This is a genomic window from Streptomyces sp. NPDC091682 (assembly GCF_044756625.1).
In the GTDB taxonomy this organism is placed as follows: Bacteria; Actinomycetota; Actinomycetes; order Streptomycetales; family Streptomycetaceae; genus Streptomyces.
Genome location: NZ_JBIVTH010000002.1, coordinates 444300 through 462658, shown reverse-complemented (window position 1 = coordinate 462658; position 18359 = coordinate 444300). Strand labels below are relative to the sequence as shown.

The window sequence follows — 18359 nt, the reverse complement described above, 5'->3', positions numbered from 1 at the left end:
GCCAACCCGCTCCGGCGGGCGACGGATCGTACGCGCAGCCGCTGGATCGCCGCCTTCGTGCTGTCGTGCGTTCTCGCCGTGGTCTGCGGGGTCGAGGTGGGACTGACCGCTGTGGACAACGGACTGCGCGCGGCCGCGGAGCAGGCACGGCACCGCCACCTCGTGAAAGCGACCACGATCGGCGAGCCCGCGCCTCACTCCTCGACCCGGGCGGGCGCGGTCACCACGACAGCGCGTGCGCGGTGGGAGTTTCCCTCGGGAACCCGCCACACCTCCGCCCTTCCCGTCCTGGCAGGGACACCCGTGGGACGCACCGTCACCCTGTGGGTCGACGACAACGGTGCGGTGGCCTCAGCTCCCCGAACCGGGGCCACGGCGGCGTCGGACGCAGTTGCAGCCGGAGCGGGCAGCGCGGCCCTGATCGCACTCGCGAGCGCCGGGGTCGTCCTCCTGCGGCTGCGCCTCCTCCAAGCACGCAACCTCGCGGAGTGGGAGCACGGATGGGAACGCGTCGAACCGGGCTGGTCCGGCCGACTGCGGCATGGCCGGGAGGCCGGTGATGACTGAGGCGCCCTCACGCCCGCAGGCCGCCGAGCCGGGCCCGCAGGCCGGCGGCGCCCTTGACCCTTTGGAGCCCCTGCCGCTGTTGCGTCGCGAACTGGGAACTGGGGAGAGGGGGCTCTCCGATCGCGAGGCGGCGCGTCGCCTGGCCGTGTACGGCCCGAACGAGGTGCGCCGCAAGGCGCGTACGTCGCTGGGACGTGAACTCGTCCGCCAACTGGTCCATCCCCTCGCCCTGCTGCTGTGGGCGGCGGCTGCCATGGCCTTCGTCGCGGACATCGCCGTACTCGGCTGGGCGATCGTCGCCGTCATCCTCCTCAACGCGGGTTTCGCCCTGCTCCAGGAGCGCCAGGCCGAGCAGGCGGTGGAGACCCTCGCGCGCTATCTGCCGACCCACGCCACGGTGATCCGGGACGGTCGGCTCTTCACCGCGGCGCTCGTCTACGTGCCGCCGCTGCAGGGCATCTTCGGTACGGCCGCACTGCCCCTCGACGTCGTCGCCCTCATAGCGGTCTTCCCGGTGCTCGTCTGGGGCACCGACGAACTGCGGCGCCGGGCGCGTCGAAACCGCCTCCACACCTCTCACCGACTCCGGGAGACCCGCCATGTCGCACACCGCTGAATGGAAGGTCCGGCTCTTCCTGTTCGAGGAGGACCGCACCACGAAGGCCCGACTGGAACTCGACACCGGCACCACCAGGATCACCGGGCACGGCACCGCTCGCTGCAACCCGCAGGACAGTGACGTTCCCGAGATCGGCGACGAACTCGCCGTCGCCCGGGCCATGGAGGACCTGGCCCTGCAGATGAAGCGCACCGCGTACGGCGACATCGGTGCCGTCGGAGCGGGGACACGCCCGCAGGACTCGCTCAAGCCGTATACCGGGTGGCTGGACGCCGCCGCCTCGTAGCAGCCGGACCACGTTGCCGCCGTCAGACGACTTCGAGGAATTCCGCGACCGCCCTGCGGGGAGTCGCCGGCCCCTGGGGTCCGTAGCCCAGCCGGATGACCATCTGGACGTGCCCCATCGGCGCGACGGGATCCCGCACCGTCCAGCGGAGTTCGGGCCATTCCAGCGGCTGCGAGGTCATCGAGTTGACGAGGCCGTCGGCGGTGGCCTGGAGCAGGACCCGTTCCAGAGCCTGACCCGCACGGAGCCAGTCCACAGGGGTGTCCTCGGACGTGCCCAGCAGGGCGATCTGAGGATGCTCCTCGAACACGGCCCAGCTGCGCCCCGACGCAGGCTGTGACCGGCCGAAGTCACGGACCGGGGAGGACCTGCCGGAGGGGCGGGGGCCGAACGCGGATACGGGAATGCCGTCGCTCCGCTCCTGTTCGCCGCCGTCTGCCGGATGGGTCCACGCGGACGTTTCGTCTTGAAGCGCCGGGTCAATGGCTTCACGGTGCTCGGAGTCGCGGACCACGCCGAGTACGGTCTCGGTGTGCCAGGCGTCCGGCACGACCAGACGGCAGCCCTCCAACCGGGCGGCCGCGCACAGAGCGTCCATCAGGGCAGCCGGGATCTGCTCCTCGGTGAATGGGAAGCGGCTGGAGTGCCGGCTTCGTACGGCCGGATGCAGCGGAATCAGGTCCCGATCGATGTCCGAGGCCGCCTGGAAGCGGACCCGGGCGAGCAGCCACGGGTCGAGACCGTCGGGAAGGAGCTCCGCGACCGCGGCGAAGCCCGCTGACGCTGCCGATACCCGCAGGTTGAACAGCGCCGCGCCGCAGCCCAGATGAAGGGCGCGGTGGTCAGGGTCGGCGCGCGGCATCGCCCGTTCGGGATCGCCGCGCAGTTCGAGAAGCGCCGCGTTCGGCCTGAGGACGAACTTCCAGGGCTGGGCGTTGTGCATGGAAGGCGCCGCGACGGCGTCTTCGACGAGGGGGACGACGCTCTCGGGGTCCAAGCGCTGTGCGGACACGGGACGGTTCCTGTCTGTGCTGTCGGCGTCAGTCGTGGGCGACGACGGCGACCGGCGAGGTGGCGTGATGCATCACGGCGTGGGTGATGGGGCCGATGTGGGGGCCGACCGGGGTGCGCCGGATGCGGCGGCCGACCACGACGAGGGCGGCCTCCCGAGCGGCGTCGAGGATCTGGGCCGCGGGCCGGCCGATGGTGGCGCGCGCGTCGATGCTCACCGTCGGGAACTTCTCACGCCACGGGGCCAGCATTCCGTCCAGCGCCGTGGTGATGCCGTGCTGGATCTCCTCGTTGATCCCGGGCTCGAGTACGGGTGAGTAGCTCATGATCGGCGGGGGCGACCATCCGTTGATGACGATCAGCGGGCATCCGCGGTGTGAAGCCTCCTCGAGGGCGAACGCGAGGAGGCCGTCACACGGGTGCTGAACGTCCACCCCGGCCACGACCGGTCCACGATCCCGGCCTCCGTCGGGCGGGTTCCCCTCACGATCGGCGGACCGTACGAGGACGACGGGTCGCTCCGTTGCCGCGATCGCGTTCGTCCCGACGGACCCGACGAGGAATCCGGCGACGGTGCCCAGGCCGCGCGTGCCGAGCACCAGCATGTCGGAATCCTTGGCGGCGGACGCGAGAGCGAGGTCGGGCAGTCCACTGACCCGGCGCGTGGTGATCTCCAGCGACGGATGGTCGAGGCGGACCGCTTTGGACGTCTTGCGCAGGACCTCCGTGGCCCAGCGTCTGCGTTCCTCCGTGGTGGTGACGGGCAGCGGCGGATTCTCCAGCCATTCCTCGGCATGGACGAGGTCCAGTGAGGCTCCCCGCAGCTCCGCCTCGCGGCCGGCCCAGCGGGCGGCGGCGGTGCTCTCGGGCTTTCCGTCCAGGCCCACGGTGATGCGGTGCGTCATGTGTCCGGCTCCTTCTGATCGAGTACCCGGCTCTCCTTTCAGATTCGACCCGACGGTGCCGGATCGGGAGGTGCCGAGTGGCCCCTCGGGGGCTCGGGAGGCCCCACCCGACGTCCGGCGAGGACGCCTTCCGGCGACGAGCGAGGCCGGGCTTCAGGGGCCGGGTACGAGGTCGTCGACCGCGTATCCGAGGTGCTGCGTCACCTGCACCACTCCGTCGACGGTTCGGCACAGCCTTTCGATCACCGGGACCAGGCTCTTGAACTGCACGGAACCGTGCAGTTCGACCCGGCCGTCGGCCAGCTGGACGGTGATCGCGTCGAGGTCCTGGCGCAGAGTGCGGTCGAGTACATCGCCGATGATCTCCTGGCGGATGATGTTGTCGTCGCGTAGGAAGATCTTCAGTAGATCGCGCCGGCTGACGATGCCCACCAGCTCGTCCGCCGCGTCGACGACCAGAAGTCGTTTGACACCCTGTGCCTCCATGAGCCGGGCCGCTTCGGCAACGGTCCAGTCCGGCCCGGCGCACACGGCGGGAGCCGACATGAGTTCCTCGGCCCTCGTGGCCACCGCCTTCTCGTGCTCCAGAGCGTCAGTCACGGGCAGCGAGCGGAAGAAGTCCCCCTGATCTGCCGACTTCGGCAGGAGGTCTCCTTCAGACACCACGCCCAGGGGATGTCCTGCGTTGTCGACGACGGCGACGGCCGACACCTTGTGTTCGGCGAGGGCGCGGACGATGTCCTTGAACGGCGAGCCGCCCTGCACCGTCACGACCTCGCGGGTCATCAGCTCGCCCACTTCTCGGTGTTTCACGGTCTACTCCTACCGTCCTGCGGCCCCGTGGATGTCGACCGACATGTCGTCGTCCTCGAACATGAGCCGATTGACCACGTCCACACGCCCCCGGAGCAGATCGGCTCCGGTGCCCCTCATCCGGACGCGCCGACGTCCAGCGTGGCCGTGACATCGACGACGCCCGGCACGGTGCGTGCGACACGTACCGCCATGTCCCGGGTGGCGGAATCGGGAACGGTGCCGCGGAGGTATACGATCCCGTTCGCCACGTGGACGTAGACCTCGGCGGATCGGGTCGGCAGGAGGTACGCGGTGAGCAGCTCGCGCAGTTCGGCTCCGATGTCCTCATCCGGCCGGAGGTAGATCTTGAGCAGATCGCCCCGGCTGACGACACCGACGAGGCGGTTGTCGCCGTCGACCACGGGCAGTCGCTTGAGGTGGCCGCGGGCCATGAGGCGGGCAGCACCGGCGATGGTGGCGTCCTTGGTCACGGTCACCGCAGGTACGGTCATCAGCTGCCCGGCCGTGACGGCGCGGGACTCGTCCATGCCCTGCGCCTTCAGCAGCAGGTCGGCCTCGGAGACCACACCCGCGACGCGTCCGTCCGCGGACAGCACGGGCAGGGCGCTGATGCGCCACTCCCGCATGGTCTCCACGATGTCCTTGAACTGGGCTCCGGTGTCGACGGAGATGGCGGCACCGGTCATGACGTCGTCGACGGTGCGCGGAGACTTCATGACTCCTCCGGGAGCAGTGGTCGGTATCGGTCCCTTCGAGTCTGCGGGCCGACAGGGAGCAGGGGCCGGGTCGGGCACTTCCGGCCCTTCGCGGAGCGGGGGCCGGAAGTGGCGGGCTGAACCGCCGGGTCATCCGTCGTGCAGCCGAGTGCCCGCTCCACGCTGACCGCGCCGTTGCTCCTTGTCCGGGACCGGACATCAGTCATGGGCGATGACGGCGGCCGGCGCGGGACAGTGATGCAGAACGGCGTGTGCCACCGAGCCCAGATGCGCGCCCAGCGGCGAACGGCGTGTCCGCCGCCCCACCACCACGAGGTCCGCGCCGGCCGCCTCCCGGACGAGTTCGCGACCGGCGGACCCCATGTACGCGCGCGTGGTGACGTCCACCGACGGGAACTTGTGCCGCCACGGCAGCAGCATGTCATCGAGCATCCGCGTGACACTCGCACCGATCTCCCGCTCGTTCTCCGGGTCGAAGAAGGGGACGTACTCGTAGGCGGCCGGGAGCTTCCACCCGTGGACGGCGCGCAGGGGGCAGCCTCGGATCGAGGCCTCTTCGAAGGCGAAGGACAGGACGTGGTCCGCGGCCTCGTGGATGTCGACACCCACGACGATCCCGCCCCGTGCGTCGGGGACGGGCCGGTCCGGCCCGTCCGCCCGCACCAGAACCACGGGTGTCTCCGTGGCGATCACGGTCGACAGGCCGACCGAGCCGATGAGGAATCCGGCCAGGCCGCCGATCCCCCTGGAGCCGAGGACGAGCAACCCGGCATCCAGGGCGTCGGCCGCGAGAACAGCGGCCGGCCGGCCGGAAAGGCATCGAGTGGTGATCTCCGTACGCGGATGGCGGCTCCGCTGCTCCTGTGCTGCTTCGGCGAGTGCCTCGTCCGCCCACCGGTCGGCCTTCTCGCGGCCCGTCCGGGGGATCGCAGGGGCCACGGGCCAGTCGACTGCGTGGACCAAGCGAAGCGGAACGTTCCGTAGAGCGGCCTCCTGGCCGCCCCAGCGCGCTGCTGCCCGGCCTTCGGGCGAACCGTCGACGCCGACGATCACGTGGTGTCCCATGGCATGCCCTCTCCGTGTCACACGGTTGCGTGTGCTGTACCTCCAGAATCACCCGGATCCGGGGACGGGACAGACCGTGTGTCCCCGCCCAGGACCGACTGGTCCCGTCCCCGGCCCAGTCCTCGTGACCACCGTCCCTGCCCTTTGCGGTCAGGGCGTCCAGGCCTCACCCGTCACCACGGCATGGTCTGGGCCGTTCGGGTCGGCGGGGCGAGCGACGCATCGTCGATGCGGCCGGTGACGCTGGACGCGACCGCCACTACTCCGTCCAGGCGTTCGACCAGACGGACCAGGACCGGAACCCGGCTCTGCCGGTCCACCGCGCCGGACAACGTGACGACGCCGTCCAGGACGTGCACCTCGACCGCGTCGGCGCGCACGTCGAAGACGTCGCGGAGGACTTCATCGATCACCCGGCGCCGGATTTCGGCGTCGGGACGCAGGAAGAGCCGAAGCAGATCACGCCGAGTGACTATCCCGACGAGCCGGCCCTCCTCGTCCACGACGGGAAGGCGTTCCACGTTCCGGCGTGTCATGAGGCGTGCAGCGTCGGCCGCGGTCTCTTCCGCGTCGACGGTCACCGCCGGGGTGGACATCACCTCGCCCGCCGTGACTTCGGCGAGGGAGGAGGCCTCGGTGTGCGGGGCGACAGGGGTTCCCTGTCTGATCAGGAGATCACTTTCGGAGACGACGCCGACCACCCGGTCCTCGTCGTCGACCACGGGCAGTCCGCTGATGTCGTGCTGTGCGAGCAGTTTCGCGACATCCTTGAAGGAGGTGGCCGACACCACGGCGACAACCTCGTCCGTCATCAGGTCTCCCACCTTGATGTGCTTCATGGAGGTACCTCCCGCCTCCTCGCGCCGCCCGGGGCAGTGCCGCTGCCTGGGGATTCAGGGTCAACCTTCCGCTACATCCGGCGACGGCGAGGAGGGCCGAACGGTCCTCCGCGTGGACCGTTCGGGTCGGCTTCGGGCGACGGTCGGCGCCGGGAGAACCCGATGGGGGCCTTCGGCCCCGAACGTGGCCCCGACCGGCCCTCATGTGAGGGCAGCCCGATGACAGTGTGTCACCTGCCCTTACCGGCTCGGCGAGGAGGAAGCATGGAAGGGACCGTCCGGTACCCGGACAGCAGCTCGGTCGTCGTGGGGGTCGACGGCTCCGACTCCGCGCGCACGGCAGCGATGTGGGCTGCTGCCGAGGCCGTACGCCGTGACCGTCCGCTGCACATCGTGTACGGGGCCGACACCGACGCGCGAATCATCTACCTGTCGGCCGAGTCCGTCGAACAGGTCCGGCACGCCGGTCGCGTGTTGCTCGACGAAACGGCGGAGGCGGTCAGAGCCGAGTTTCCGAGCGCGCACGTCACCACGGAATTCAGCCGGAGCGATCCGGTGACGGCTTTGCACAGAGCCGCCGCCCTGCACGGCACCGTCGTGGTGGGCAACCGGGGCCGGGGCGGCTTCGGCTCCCTCATGCTCGGCTCGGTGGGCCTCAAGACCGCGGCGGGTGCCCAAACTCCGATGATCGTGGTCCGGGGAGCCGGGCAAGCCGGCGAGGTAGGGGCCGTCGTCGTCGGCATGGCCGCCGGAACGGCGGCCCAACGCACGTATCAGGCCGTCCGAGCGAGCTCCGAGGCCAGGGCGCTGAGCCGGCTGGCCACCGCCATGATGCACGGCCAGGACCTGCCGACCCTGCTCGAACAGGTACGGGAGGACCTCGGCCTGGACGCGGTCAGCCTGCTGGAGAGGGATACCGGGCATGCCGCCGAGCCCCGCTGTTCCGTCGTCGCCAGCACCGGCGTTGATCCACCCGAGCGCCCCTACGACGCCGATGTGGAGAGCCCCGTCGGCGACGACATCTCGCTGGCCGCCCGCGGACGACCGCTGAGCAGCGGAGATCAGCGCGTGCTGGCAGCGTGCGCGGCCCAGTTGGGTATGGCGTACTCCCACGGACGGCTTGCCGCCCACGACGCCGAAACGGACCTGCGCGCGCGGTTGACGGCCGAGGCCCGGCCCGGCCTTGTGGAGATCCACATCACTGACGGAGCCGGCCAGGGGGCGGAGGAGGCGACGTCAGGGGCGCCCCCGGTCCGCAGCGCCGACAGCCTGGCCCTGCGGATGTCCCGCGACCTCACGGAGACCATGGGCGGCACCCTGGAGCGCTCCACCGTCGGCAGCGGGTTCGCGGTGACGCTCACGCTGCCGGCAGCAGCACCCAAGCGGGATCGGTGACTGGCGTGGGGGCGTAAGGGGTCACTGCAAGCCGGAAACCTTGAAGACCGTGTGGGCCGTCTCCCGGTCGATGCGCTGCGCCAGCTGTCGCAGAGCGGTCGCGCCGTGCAGCAGGGTGCCGTGCCGGAGGGACGAGCGGCTGTCCGTGTCGAGAAGGCGCCACATTGCGGGGTTGCGGACCAGGACCGTCGGGTCGATCTCGACCTGGCCTCCCTCCGTGTCCTGGAGGATCAGCCGCTGGGCCACCCCGTCGGACCAGCGGACCGAGGCCAGTGAGTCGGTCCGGACCGTGTTCGTCATCAGCATTCCGCGGGCGCTGAGCAGACCGGGACGTACGGAGACCTGGGGCGGCAGCAGGACGACGAAGATGAGGCCGGCCAGGCCGGTCCAGAGGACGCCGCGCGTCACGTCGAGGCTTCCGAGACCGGCGTCCACGGTGAACAGGGCCGTGAAGAGGAGGAACGCGACTCCGAGCGCCGAGCGCCTCTCACCGGCCCATTGGACGTCGTGTGCGCAGGGTCCGCGAAGTGCCGCCTCGGCGCCGGGTGCGCCAGCCGCCGCCTGAGTGAAATGTCGTCCCATGAGAGCGACGTTAGGGCTGGTAGCGGCCCTGGAGTCGGACCCTGATGCGCTGCTGATGTGATGGCTACGCCGTCTTGATGGGGTTCCCGTCGGGCGGGAACCCCATCGGCGTTCAACGGCCCGGTGGGCTGCTCGAAGGTGACGGCGGCGAGTAGTCGTACTGTGGCGGGCTCCAGGGCGCGGGGGCGGGCGCGGGCTTGAACGGTCCGGCCCGGTTGGCCATGAGGATCATCATCGTGCCGACGACGAGCAGCGTGATGATGATCAGGGCGAGCCCGACGGGGTTGCCGGGGTTGTAGTAGTAGCGGTTCGTTCCCCACTTGCTGCGCTTGAAGACCGGTTCGTCGTCGTACCGCACAGGCTGTGTCCTCCGTCGAAGGTTCTTGGTGGTCCGCTCTGCCGGAGAGGGCCGGCGCATACGGTCATGAGGTGCAGCCCACCGCTTTCCTTGCAGCCGGGAAGTACACCGTCATGAAGCCGGCCAGAGCCTCCCGGCGCTTCCTGGCGTCATCGCGCTCGGGGTGAAAACGCTCGACCTGGACGACGAACTTGTCAGCCTTGCCCTGGTGGGCGCACGCGGCTACCGCGACCACGTTGATGTCGCTCACACGGGCGTCGTCACCGACTTCGATCCTTGCCGCAGCGGGCATCTGCCACTCTCTCCGCACGCTCGGGTCCTGATCTGCCGGTATGACCTCCCCCTGCACACCCAGGACGCTCTCCTCGTCCACCTGCACGAAGCAGTGAGGAGCGCCGGGCCGGGAAAGGACCGTCGACTGTTCCAGCTTCTCGCCCGGGAGCAGCAAGGGTTCCAGGACAGCGGGATCGACCGCGACCCCGCAGACATCACCCGGTACGGCGTACTGAGGAGTCTTCGAGCACCCTGCCGCCGCCAGGAGGGCAGCTGCGACGGCCACCGACACCGCCACCGCCACCGCCGTGCTGCGCCTCAATGGGCACCTGCCAGGCCCTGAGCGCGCTTGTTCCCGTTCACTGCTGCCAGGTTGATCTCGTTCTCCAGGGTGTAGGGGTCGTTGCTGTGGCCCGGGTTGGCCTTGGCCCACTCCTGGGAGAGGGTTCGCAGCTGGTTCTCCCGGAGCAGGAAGACGTCTCGGTTCTTCTCCTGGAACCCCTCCTCGATGCGGGCCTGTTCGTCGAGCTGCCACTGGTAGGCGAGTGCGTCGACGCCTCGTTGAGCGATGTCGCCGACGACCGGAATGAAGTTCGCGGCGCCCCCGAAGCCGTGGTAGCGCCACTTGGCTTCCCAGGAGGGATCGTCCTTGTCGGTCTTCAGGGCCTGGTAGCGGGCCTCCTCCAGGAAGCCGACCGTATTGCCGGCCCGCTGGAGGGTCTCCTTGGGATCCCGAGGCTGGTCACCGTAAATGTCCTTGATCATCTCGCGGTTCATGGCCTCGTTGAGCATGCCGTATGCGTTCTGGTCCCGTGAGAGCTGTTTGCTGACCTCCAGGAGCTGCTGCCGGTCCAGCAGCCGGGGGTCGTCGGGCGTGGCCGACAGGGTGCTGGCGGAGTGGTGGACGACGTCGCCGTGGACGGAAAGGATCTTGGCCATGTCGTCGCGCATCTCGGAGGGGAAGTCGTCACCCCGCTCGGAGAGGTACTTCAGCGAGCGGTCCAGAACCTGACGGTGCTCGGGGGTGAGGTCGGCCGGGTGCGCGGTGGGGTCGTTGGGGTTGACGCCGGTGGCGGCGGAGACCAGCGCGGCGCCGGTGGCCTCGCGGGCGGAGTTGCCGTCCTTGTTGTCGAGCGGGGTGTCATCGAAGGTCTGACGGTCACCGAGGACGTACTGGGCGTTGTCGGTGGGCTGGGTGGTGTTGAAGAACTCGGTCGCCGCGTGCGGGCTGGCCGCCAGCCCGGTTATGAAGCCCGTCATCGGGTCGCGGCCGAAGTCCTCGCCGATGAAATTCATCCTCGGGACCGGCGGGAGGCCGCCGTTCCAGTAGTTCGCGGGGAGTTTCATCCTCTTCTCGGTGGCCACGAGTGCGTTGCCGTAGTCGTTCAGGAAGCGGTTGTCCCAGTCGCCGTTGCGCATGAGGTTGCTCATCACCTGGTAGCCGTAGACCTGACTGCCCCGGGTCTGGAACCGTTCCTCGCCCAGCTTGACCATGTCGTTCTCCCAGGTGCGCATGGCCGGGCTGTCGGACTGGGTGGCGCCGGCCAGGGTGAGGGAGAGGTTGCGCTGGAAGTCGCCGAACTGGTCGTGGCGGGAGCGTTGGAGAGTCCCCCCGTCGGAGGGGTCGGCCAGGTCCGTCCAGAAGTCGAGCAGGCCGCGCGGGCCGATGGTGGTGGCGAGCTTCTCCTGGAAGAGCCGGTCGTCCTTGTACTTGGCCAGGTCGGCATTGAGCTTGTCGAACTCTTCCGGGGACAGGTCGTCCCCCTTGGCCTTGAGGAGCTTCGCGATCCGGTCGGCGTCCTTCATCGCGTCCGTCGCCCGGTCGCGGTCGTAGTAGGCGGCATCGGAGAAGCCGTACGGGGTCTGGCCGACCAGCATCGTGAGCGCCTGCGCGGCCGTGCTGTCGCTCTCCGTGGCCCCCTCCAGAATCCGCTGTACCTCGTCCCTGAAGGCCGTTGCGTCGGCCTCGGTGTGCTCGGGGACCGTGTGGCCCTTGGCGGCACGGTCGGGGTGGATGTTCATCGTGACGGTGAATCCGCCGTCACCGGTCCCCACGACGGTGAGGTTCTTCTCCAGGGCACGTGAGATGGCCACGTTCAGCCGGGTCTCGTAGTCGACGAGTTCACCGTGGGTGTCGCGCAGGATGTTCCCGATGCTGGTGGCCTCGGTGGCCGCGTCGGCGAATTCCTTGGCGGTCTTGCCGATGAACTCGCGTGTCACGGTCGCGTTCACCCCCGCCCAGTCGGCCTTCGCCGCCTTTCCACCCAGGTCCCCGCGGGCGTCCGACTCCAGCTCCCACAGCTTGGTGGCCATCGCCGTCCAGTCGGCCACGGCCGTGGACAGCTTCGAGAAGTCCGCGAAGCGCAGTGCGTCCAGATCCATCAGTGCTGTGCCCTTTCCTCGAAGCCCTTGTCCAATTGCGCGAACTTGAACTGGGTCGCGATCCAGTACTCGTCCTCGGCGTGTGCGTTCTGCGTGTAGTCCAGATGGTTGGAGATGTGGGCGCAGGCATCCAGCAGCGTGCCCACCTGGTCGTGCCACTTGTCCGCGACCGTCGAGAGGGCCGCGCCCAGGGCGAAGTCCTTCTTCAAAGCGCCTGCCGCCTCGTACGTACTGGCCTTGGCGTGGTCCCCGTCGGTGCCCAGCCTCTGGCGGAGCTTGAACGCCGCGTTTCCGACGGCCGCCAGATCCTTCTGCGTGACCACCAGATCCCCCTGCGGCCCCGGCCCACCGCCCCCTCCTGGATCGAGCTGATTGAGCCGCATGACGGTCTGCTTCTCGGCAGCTGCCGACCTGAGCTCCGCCCATTCCTCATCGAACGACATAAGACCCCCATGGTGAAAATGACTTCCCCTGCGTGATTCAGGGTTGTTGCCGACCGGTACGGCGATTGCGCGTCATTCGAGATCGTCCGGCCTGGCGGATACGAGCAGTTCGACGGTGAGCGGGGGGCGCGGCGCAAGGCCACGACGTCCGCGCCGTGCCCATCGCGGCGCGACGGCAGCACGACCGTGACGGCCTCACCGCACACGGCGTCGAGCTCCTGTGCCAGGCGGTGCACGAGTCCGTCGTCCCCGCATATGATCATGTGCTGAGACCGCTGTCCGAGGTCCGTTCGGAGGTGGAGGGTGGAGGAGGACATACGGGTCAGAGCCGCCCTGCGGTCGCATCGGCGGCGACGGGCAGGGACAGGACCATGGTCAGACCGCCGCCAGGGGTGTCCTCGGGTGTGAGGGTGCCGTTCATAGCCTCGGTGAGTCCGCGGGCCAGGGCGAGGCCGAGGCCGAGTCCGGCGGTGTTGTCGCGGTCGCCGAGGCGCTGGAAGGGCTCGAAGGCGCGCTCGCGGTCGTCGGCGGCGATTCCGGGGCCCCGGTCGGCGATCCTGACCTCGACCCGGCCGGCCAGGGCACTCGCCGTCACCAGAACGGGACGGTCTCCCGGGGCATGGCGGATGGCGTTGCCGACCAGGTTCGCCAGGACCCGTTCGAGCAGAGGGGGGTCGGCTTGCAGCGCCGGCACGGTCTCCAGGTTCTGCACGTCGATGCCGGGCGTATCCGCCGACGGCAGGTCCAGTGAATCCAGAGCGGCGGGCAGGACCTCCTCGAGAGTGGTGGCCCGCAGTTCGAGGGTGAGGGCGCCGGCCTGTAGGCGGCTTAGGTCGAGCAGGTTCTCCACCAGCCGGTTCAGCCGGTTCAGGGACATCTCGGCGGATTCGAGCAGCTCCGCCCGGTCCTCCGCGGAGAAGTCCACGCCCGTGGCGCGCAGCGAGCCGATCGCGGCCAGCGCCCCGGCCAGTGGGGTGCGCAGGTCGTGGCTGACGGCCCGCAGCAGGGCGGTGCGCAGGCGGTCGGCGGCTTTGATGGGTTCGACTTCGGCGGCGGCCTCGGCCAGGCGGGCCCGCTCGACCGCGGCGCCGACGTGCGCGGCGAAGGCGGCCAGGACGCGGCGCTCGGAGGACGGCAGCGTACGGCCGCGCAGGACGAGGAAGTCGCCGGGACCGGCCGCGACCACGAGGTCGGGGTCCGGGCCGCCACGGATGCGGTGTCCGCTCTCCGTCCCGGAGGCGGCGTCAGGTGCTTCCGGAGCCAGCTCGACGGTGTCCATGCCGAAGGTCTCCCGGGTCCGTTCCAGCAGGGCCGGGATCGTCTGGTCGCCGCGCACGATGCTGCCCGCGAGGGAGGACATCGTCTCGGCCTCGGCCGTGGCCCGGGCGGCGCGGCGAGACAGGCGCAGGGACCTGTCCGCGGCGGCGGCCACGGTGGCGGCGACGACGGCGAAGACCACCAGCGCCAGCACGCTGTCCGGGTCGCTCATGGTGAACTCGCCTATGGGCGGCATGAACCAGTAGTTGAGGAGCAGGGCGGCGGTCAGTGCCGCGATCACGGCGGAGGCGACGCCTCCGATGCAGGCCACGCCGACGACGGCCACCAGGAACAGCAGCGCCTCGCTGGTCAGGTTCAGCGTGCCGCGCATCCGGTCCAGGGCGAGGGTGAGCAGTACGGGGAGGACGACACCGGCCACGGGTCCGGCGATGAGCCGGGAGGTGGGCAGCGTGCGGCGGCGGGACGGCAGCAGTCGGCCGTGGCCGGCACGCTCGTGCGTGACCATGTGGACGTCGATGTCCTCGGAGAGCCCGACGACGGTCTCGCCGATTCCCCGGCCGGTGAGGAAACGTTCCAGCCTGCGGCGGCGGCTCGTACCGAGGACGAGCTGGGTGGCGTTCTCCGCCGTGGCGAAGTCCACCAGGGCGGTGGGTACTTCGTCGCCGACGACGGAGTGGTAGCTGCCGCCCAGGTCCTCGACGAGGGCCCGCTGCGCGGCGAGCGCCGCGTGCGAGACCCCGGCAGCGAGGGCGTCGCTGCGTGCGATGTGCACGGCGAGCAGTTCGCCACCCGCGGAGCGGCCGCCGATGCGGGCGGCGCGACGGATCAGGGTCTCGCCCTCGGGGCCGCCCGTGAGCGCCACCACCACCCGCTCCCGGGTCTCCCAGACCTCCCCGATGCCGTGCTCGACGCGGTACTTGTGGAGCGCCTCGTCCACTCGTCCGGCCAGCCATAGTAGGGCCAGCTCCCGCAGCGCGATGAGGTTGCCGGGGCGGAAGTAGTTGGCGAGGGAGGCGTCGATCCGTTCCGGGGGATAGATGTTGCCGTGGGCCATCCGGCGCCGAAGCCCCTCGGGGGGTATGTCGACCAGCTCGATCTCGTTGGCGCGGCGTACGAACTCGTCGGGCACCGTCTCGCGCTGTGGCACCCCGGTGATCTTCTCGACGACGTCGCTCAGCGACTCCAGGTGCTGGATGTTGAGCGTGGTGACGACGTCGATGCCAGTGGCGAGGATGTCCTCGACGTCCTGCCAGCGCTTCGGGTGCCGGCCGCCGCCCGGGACGTTGGTGTGGGCGAGCTCGTCGATCAGCACCACCTGCGGACGCCGGGACAGCAGCGCCTCCCGGTCCAACTCCGCGTACCGGCCGCCACGGTAGTCGTGGCCGGCCAAGGGCAGCATCTCAAGGCCGTCGAGCTTCGCCTCGGTGTGCCGGCGCCGGTGGCACACCACGAAACCGGCCACCACATCCGCCCCGCGCGCCACCCGGCGATGGGCCTCGTCGAGCATGCGGTACGTCTTGCCGACCCCGGGGGCCGCGCCCAGGAAGACCTTGAGCCTTCCGGGCCGGACGACCGGCTGTGCCGCCCCTGCCGTCAGGCCGGCCGCGTCCGTCGTCGTCATGCTCAGAACTTCTCGGGAAAGAAGAACGCCAGGATCAGATACCCGACCAGGCAGACCGCAATGATGATGCCGACGACATTCTCCGTACTCACCCGTACCCGACTCCTCCGGACGCCCTCAACCTCACCAGCGAACACCAGCGAGGTCGTGAACGAAACGTCCCTGATGCGCTCCTAACGGCACTGGGGTGGGACTTTGACGGTGTATTGACGGCCGTTACATCGATAGGGTGAAGGCGGTGTGCCGGGAAGCCTGGTCGGCGTCGTGAGACCGCATGGTCCGCGTCGACTCGGGTGGGGGCGTAATGCGCAGCGTCGGTACGGTCTTGTTCCTCGTGGTGCTGGCCACGGTCGTGGCCACGGGTGCCCGCCGCTGGCGAATCCCCGCGCCCTCACTGCTCGTTGTCGCGGGCCTCGTCGTCGCGCTGATACCGGGCACTCCCGAGATCCGGGTCAGTCCCGAAGTCATCGGGCTCGTCGTGTTGCCGCCCCTGCTCTACGCCAGCGCGGAGGAACTGTCCTGGCGCGAGCTGCGCCTGGTGTGGAAGCCGGTCAGTGTGCTCGCCGTCGGCCTGGTGCTGGCCTCGGCGGCCGCGGTCGGGGTGATCGCGTCGCTGATCACTCCGCTGACGTGGCAGATGGCGCTGGTGCTCGGGGCCATCCTCGCGAGCACGGACCCCGTGGCGGTCACCGCGCTCGGCCGGCGCCTGGCGCTGCCGCCCCGCGTCCAGGTCCTCGTACAGGCCGAGAGCCTGTTCAACGACGCCACCTCGCTCGTGCTCTTCCGGGTCGCCGTCGTCGTCGCCGCGGCCTCTGCCGGAGTGTCCTGGCAGGCGGCGGGCACCGAGTTCGCACTGCTCGCCGGGGGCGGCACCCTCATCGGGGGAGCTGTCGCCGGGGTGGTGGCGCTGATCCGACGCAGGACCGAGGACCCGGTACTGGAGACGGTCATCGCGCTGGTGACCCCGTACGCCGCCTACGTGCTGGCGGAGGCGGTGCACGCGTCGGGCGTGACCGCGGTCGTCGTGGCGGGTGTCGTGCTCGGAGGCCGGGCCGACCGGTTGACCAACGCCGGCATACGGATCCAGTTGCACGCCGTCAACGGCACCGTGGTCTTCCTGCTGGAGAGCGTCGTCTTCAGCCTGATCGGGCTCACCCTGCCGGGACAGGTCGCCGCGCTGACCGCCGCCGACGGACTCTGGCCGCTGTACGCCCTGGCGGTCGCCGCGACCCTGGTCACCGTGCGCCTTCTGTGGGTCCTGCCGCTCTCGGCCGTCGTCCAGCGCAACGCCGGCGTACGCCCGTCCTGGCGCGTCCCGGCCGTGCTGACCTGGGCGGGAACGCGCGGCGTCGTCCCGCTGGCCGCGGCGCTGTCCATCCCGGTCCTTGCGGACGACGGAAGCCCTCTGGATCAGCGGTCACTCGTACTCGTGCTGACGACGTCGGTGGTGGTGGTCACCCTTGTCGCCCAGGGTTTCACCTTGGCCGACGTGGTCCGCCGCTCCGGAATCGCTCTCGAACCGGACCACACCGAACGCGAGGAGGCCTCGGCCCGGTGCGCCCTCGCATCCGCCGGGATCCGGCGACTGGACGAGATGTCCGACCTCGAAGCGGTTCCGGACGTCGTGGCGGACCGCCTGCGGCGCAGTCTGCAGGCACGTCTCGAACATGCCCACGACCGCCTGGAAGAAGCCGACCTGGCCGAGTCCGCGGACTACGTGTACCGCCTGCTTCGCCGTGACCTCATCCGGGTCGAGGCGGCCGAACTCCAGCGGCTGTACGACGAACACCACATCAGCGACGCCACCCGCCGGAACCTCCAGCGCTCCTTGGACCTGGAAGAGGCACGGCTGGAGCTGGCGAGCTGAGGTTCAACTGCGGCGGCCGGCGTGGCCGGTACTCGCCAGGTGATGGCGCCGGGTCAGCCGCAGCAGTCGCAACCGGGTCGGCATCCGCACGCGTCCGTCGCCGTGTCGACGGACGGCACGACGGTGGCGGCGGGTGTCGCGCAGCAGCCCTTGCCCTGCCAGGCGTCGCGGTCTTCCTTGAGCGCGATGGCGGCGATGACCAGGGCGGCGATGGGGTCGGTCCGTAGCGACAGAGGCGCTGCATCACGTCTACCGCGCGGGACGCCGGTCGAAGGTGAGGCGCCCGAGATGCCGATGGAGGCGCAGGTGGCGGGAGCCGGCCGGCCACCGGGACTCACCCGACATCAGCGGTGCGTCAAGAAGCACAGGCTGGCCGTAAGAGGGGTGTCAACGTGGCACGTCGGCTCCCGGCAGTGATCGCAGACTGAGCGCAGGGGGAATCGGACGGCCGTCCGTGATGCGAGGTTGGAGGGCGCGAGTGATCTCCGCCGAGACCATGCCCAGCCCGGACCTAGGGGGGCGGACTGGAGCCGGACGCATCACGGTCGGGCCGTCACCTCCGGGGAAAGCCAACGGTCCGATCCGGATCTCCACATGCGACAGGAAGGCGGCGCGCCGATGCCCCGGGTGCTGGTGGTGGATGACGAACCGCAGCTTGCGCGGCTGCTGGTCATCAATCTGAAGGCGCGGAAGTACGAAGTCGACTGCGCGCAGGACGGGAGTACGGCCCTGGAGGCCGTGGCGGCCCGCCGCCCGGACGCGGTCCTGCTCGACCTCGGGCTTCCCGACATGGACGGGATCGATGTGATCAAGCGACTGCGCGTGTGGTCGCAGGTACCCGTCCTGGTGGTCTCCGCCCGCCACGGCTCCGAGGAGAAGACCCACGCCTTGGACGCGGGTGCCGACGACTACATCACCAAGCCCTTCAGCATGGACGAACTGCTCGCCAGACTGAAAGCCGTGGCTCGCCGCACCCCGACACAAGGCACGGCCGCATCGGACGAAGCGCTGGTCGAGACCGAGGAGTTCACGGTCGACCTGCTCGCCAAGAAGGCCCGGCGCAGGGGGAAGAACATCCGGCTCACGCCGACGGAATGGCATCTGCTGGAAGTCCTGATCCGCGATCGCGGCCGACTCGTCAGCCAACGGCGTCTGCTCCAGGAGGTGTGGGGCTCCTCGTACGGAACGCAGACCAACTACCTCCGGGTGTACATGGCCCACCTGCGGCGCAAGCTGGAGGCGGACCCGTCGCACCCGCGCCATCTGATCACCGCCCCCGGCATGGGCTACCGCTTCGAGGCGTGACCGAGGCGAGGCCGGCGGGGCTTCTGGACGG

Annotated in this window: 19 protein-coding genes and 1 pseudogene; 6 read left to right on the top strand and 14 right to left on the bottom strand. The window is 70.0% G+C overall.

Annotated elements, in window-relative coordinates; all coding sequences use genetic code 11:
* The first annotated feature begins 57 nt into the window (after positions 1–57).
* The 3 genes from ACIQK6_RS06450 to ACIQK6_RS06440 are packed head-to-tail and all read left to right on the top strand — an operon-like array spanning position 58 to position 1472.
* On the top strand, positions 58–567 hold the full coding sequence (locus ACIQK6_RS06450; protein ID WP_402694431.1) for a hypothetical protein: 510 nt from the start codon (positions 58–60) through the stop codon (positions 565–567).
* Positions 560–1183 (top strand): cation-transporting P-type ATPase, encoded by a 624-nt coding sequence (locus tag ACIQK6_RS06445; protein ID WP_329096222.1) that lies wholly within the window; start codon positions 560–562, stop codon positions 1181–1183. Before ACIQK6_RS06450 ends, ACIQK6_RS06445 begins: the two co-directional genes overlap by 8 nt.
* Positions 1167–1472 carry a DUF1876 domain-containing protein gene (locus ACIQK6_RS06440; protein ID WP_329096221.1) on the top strand — a complete coding sequence of 102 codons (306 nt, stop codon included), beginning with the start codon at positions 1167–1169 and terminating at the stop codon, positions 1470–1472. Before ACIQK6_RS06445 ends, ACIQK6_RS06440 begins: the two co-directional genes overlap by 17 nt.
* Before the next feature lie 22 nt (positions 1473–1494).
* On the opposite strand, the gene ACIQK6_RS06435 is transcribed toward ACIQK6_RS06440, so the two are convergent.
* The 6 genes from ACIQK6_RS06435 to ACIQK6_RS06410 all read right to left on the bottom strand — a co-directional run bounded on the left by ACIQK6_RS06435 (position 1495) and on the right by ACIQK6_RS06410 (position 6824).
* Positions 1495–2484, bottom strand: a complete 990-nt coding sequence (locus ACIQK6_RS06435; RefSeq protein ID WP_329096219.1) for an Acg family FMN-binding oxidoreductase — start codon at positions 2482–2484, stop codon at positions 1495–1497.
* A gap of 28 nt (positions 2485–2512) precedes the next feature.
* Positions 2513–3388, bottom strand: coding sequence for a universal stress protein (locus ACIQK6_RS06430; protein ID WP_402694430.1), 876 nt, complete (start codon positions 3386–3388; stop codon positions 2513–2515).
* A 153-nt stretch (positions 3389–3541) separates the two neighbouring features.
* A complete protein-coding gene (locus ACIQK6_RS06425; protein ID WP_402694429.1) occupies positions 3542–4201 on the bottom strand; it encodes a CBS domain-containing protein in 660 nt (219 codons plus the stop codon).
* A gap of 116 nt (positions 4202–4317) precedes the next feature.
* Positions 4318–4920, bottom strand: a complete 603-nt coding sequence (locus ACIQK6_RS06420; protein WP_329096214.1) for a CBS domain-containing protein — start codon at positions 4918–4920, stop codon at positions 4318–4320.
* Positions 4921–5118: 198 nt separating this feature from the next.
* Positions 5119–5985: a universal stress protein gene (locus tag ACIQK6_RS06415; RefSeq protein WP_329096212.1), complete on the bottom strand. Its 867-nt coding sequence runs from the start codon at positions 5983–5985 to the stop codon at positions 5119–5121.
* Between the two features lie 173 nt (positions 5986–6158).
* The gene (locus ACIQK6_RS06410; RefSeq protein ID WP_329096210.1) at positions 6159–6824 is read right to left on the bottom strand and encodes a CBS domain-containing protein; all 666 of its coding nucleotides are present in this window, start codon (positions 6822–6824) and stop codon (positions 6159–6161) included.
* A gap of 264 nt (positions 6825–7088) precedes the next feature.
* Between ACIQK6_RS06410 and ACIQK6_RS06405 the strand changes: the two genes are divergently transcribed.
* The gene (locus ACIQK6_RS06405) at positions 7089–8219 is read left to right on the top strand and encodes a universal stress protein (RefSeq protein WP_329096209.1); all 1131 of its coding nucleotides are present in this window, start codon (positions 7089–7091) and stop codon (positions 8217–8219) included.
* Positions 8220–8240: 21 nt separating this feature from the next.
* Here ACIQK6_RS06405 and ACIQK6_RS06400 read toward each other — a convergent pair whose 3' ends face one another.
* The 7 genes from ACIQK6_RS06400 to kdpF all read right to left on the bottom strand — a co-directional run bounded on the left by ACIQK6_RS06400 (position 8241) and on the right by kdpF (position 15248).
* Positions 8241–8801 (bottom strand): hypothetical protein, encoded by a 561-nt coding sequence (locus ACIQK6_RS06400; protein WP_402694428.1) that lies wholly within the window; start codon positions 8799–8801, stop codon positions 8241–8243.
* 112 nt (positions 8802–8913) lie between these two features.
* Positions 8914–9159 (bottom strand): hypothetical protein, encoded by a 246-nt coding sequence (locus ACIQK6_RS06395; protein WP_329108299.1) that lies wholly within the window; start codon positions 9157–9159, stop codon positions 8914–8916.
* Between the two features lie 64 nt (positions 9160–9223).
* Positions 9224–9736, bottom strand: a complete 513-nt coding sequence (locus tag ACIQK6_RS06390) for a hypothetical protein (protein ID WP_329096205.1) — start codon at positions 9734–9736, stop codon at positions 9224–9226.
* Between the two features lie 14 nt (positions 9737–9750).
* Entirely contained in the window at positions 9751–11814 is a 2064-nt protein-coding gene (locus ACIQK6_RS06385) for a hypothetical protein (RefSeq protein WP_402694427.1), read from the bottom strand.
* Positions 11814–12257: a hypothetical protein gene (locus ACIQK6_RS06380; protein ID WP_329096201.1), complete on the bottom strand. Its 444-nt coding sequence runs from the start codon at positions 12255–12257 to the stop codon at positions 11814–11816. Before ACIQK6_RS06380 ends, ACIQK6_RS06385 begins: the two co-directional genes overlap by 1 nt.
* 322 nt (positions 12258–12579) lie before the next feature.
* Positions 12580–15156 carry an ATP-binding protein gene (locus tag ACIQK6_RS06375; RefSeq protein ID WP_402694426.1) on the bottom strand — a complete coding sequence of 859 codons (2577 nt, stop codon included), beginning with the start codon at positions 15154–15156 and terminating at the stop codon, positions 12580–12582.
* Positions 15157–15158: 2 nt separating this feature from the next.
* The gene (gene kdpF / locus ACIQK6_RS06370; RefSeq protein ID WP_099888229.1) at positions 15159–15248 is read right to left on the bottom strand and encodes a K(+)-transporting ATPase subunit F; all 90 of its coding nucleotides are present in this window, start codon (positions 15246–15248) and stop codon (positions 15159–15161) included.
* A gap of 212 nt (positions 15249–15460) precedes the next feature.
* Between kdpF and ACIQK6_RS06365 the strand changes: the two genes are divergently transcribed.
* Positions 15461–17023: a Na+/H+ antiporter gene (locus ACIQK6_RS06365; protein WP_329096197.1), complete on the top strand. Its 1563-nt coding sequence runs from the start codon at positions 15461–15463 to the stop codon at positions 17021–17023.
* A gap of 53 nt (positions 17024–17076) precedes the next feature.
* Here the strand turns inward: ACIQK6_RS06365 and ACIQK6_RS06360 are convergent.
* Positions 17077–17241: pseudogene (locus ACIQK6_RS06360) on the bottom strand (cation transporter); the annotation flags it as partial.
* A gap of 400 nt (positions 17242–17641) precedes the next feature.
* Between ACIQK6_RS06360 and ACIQK6_RS06355 the strand changes: the two are divergent.
* A complete protein-coding gene (locus tag ACIQK6_RS06355; protein ID WP_329107437.1) occupies positions 17642–18328 on the top strand; it encodes a response regulator transcription factor in 687 nt (228 codons plus the stop codon).
* Positions 18329–18359 lie beyond the last annotated feature (31 nt).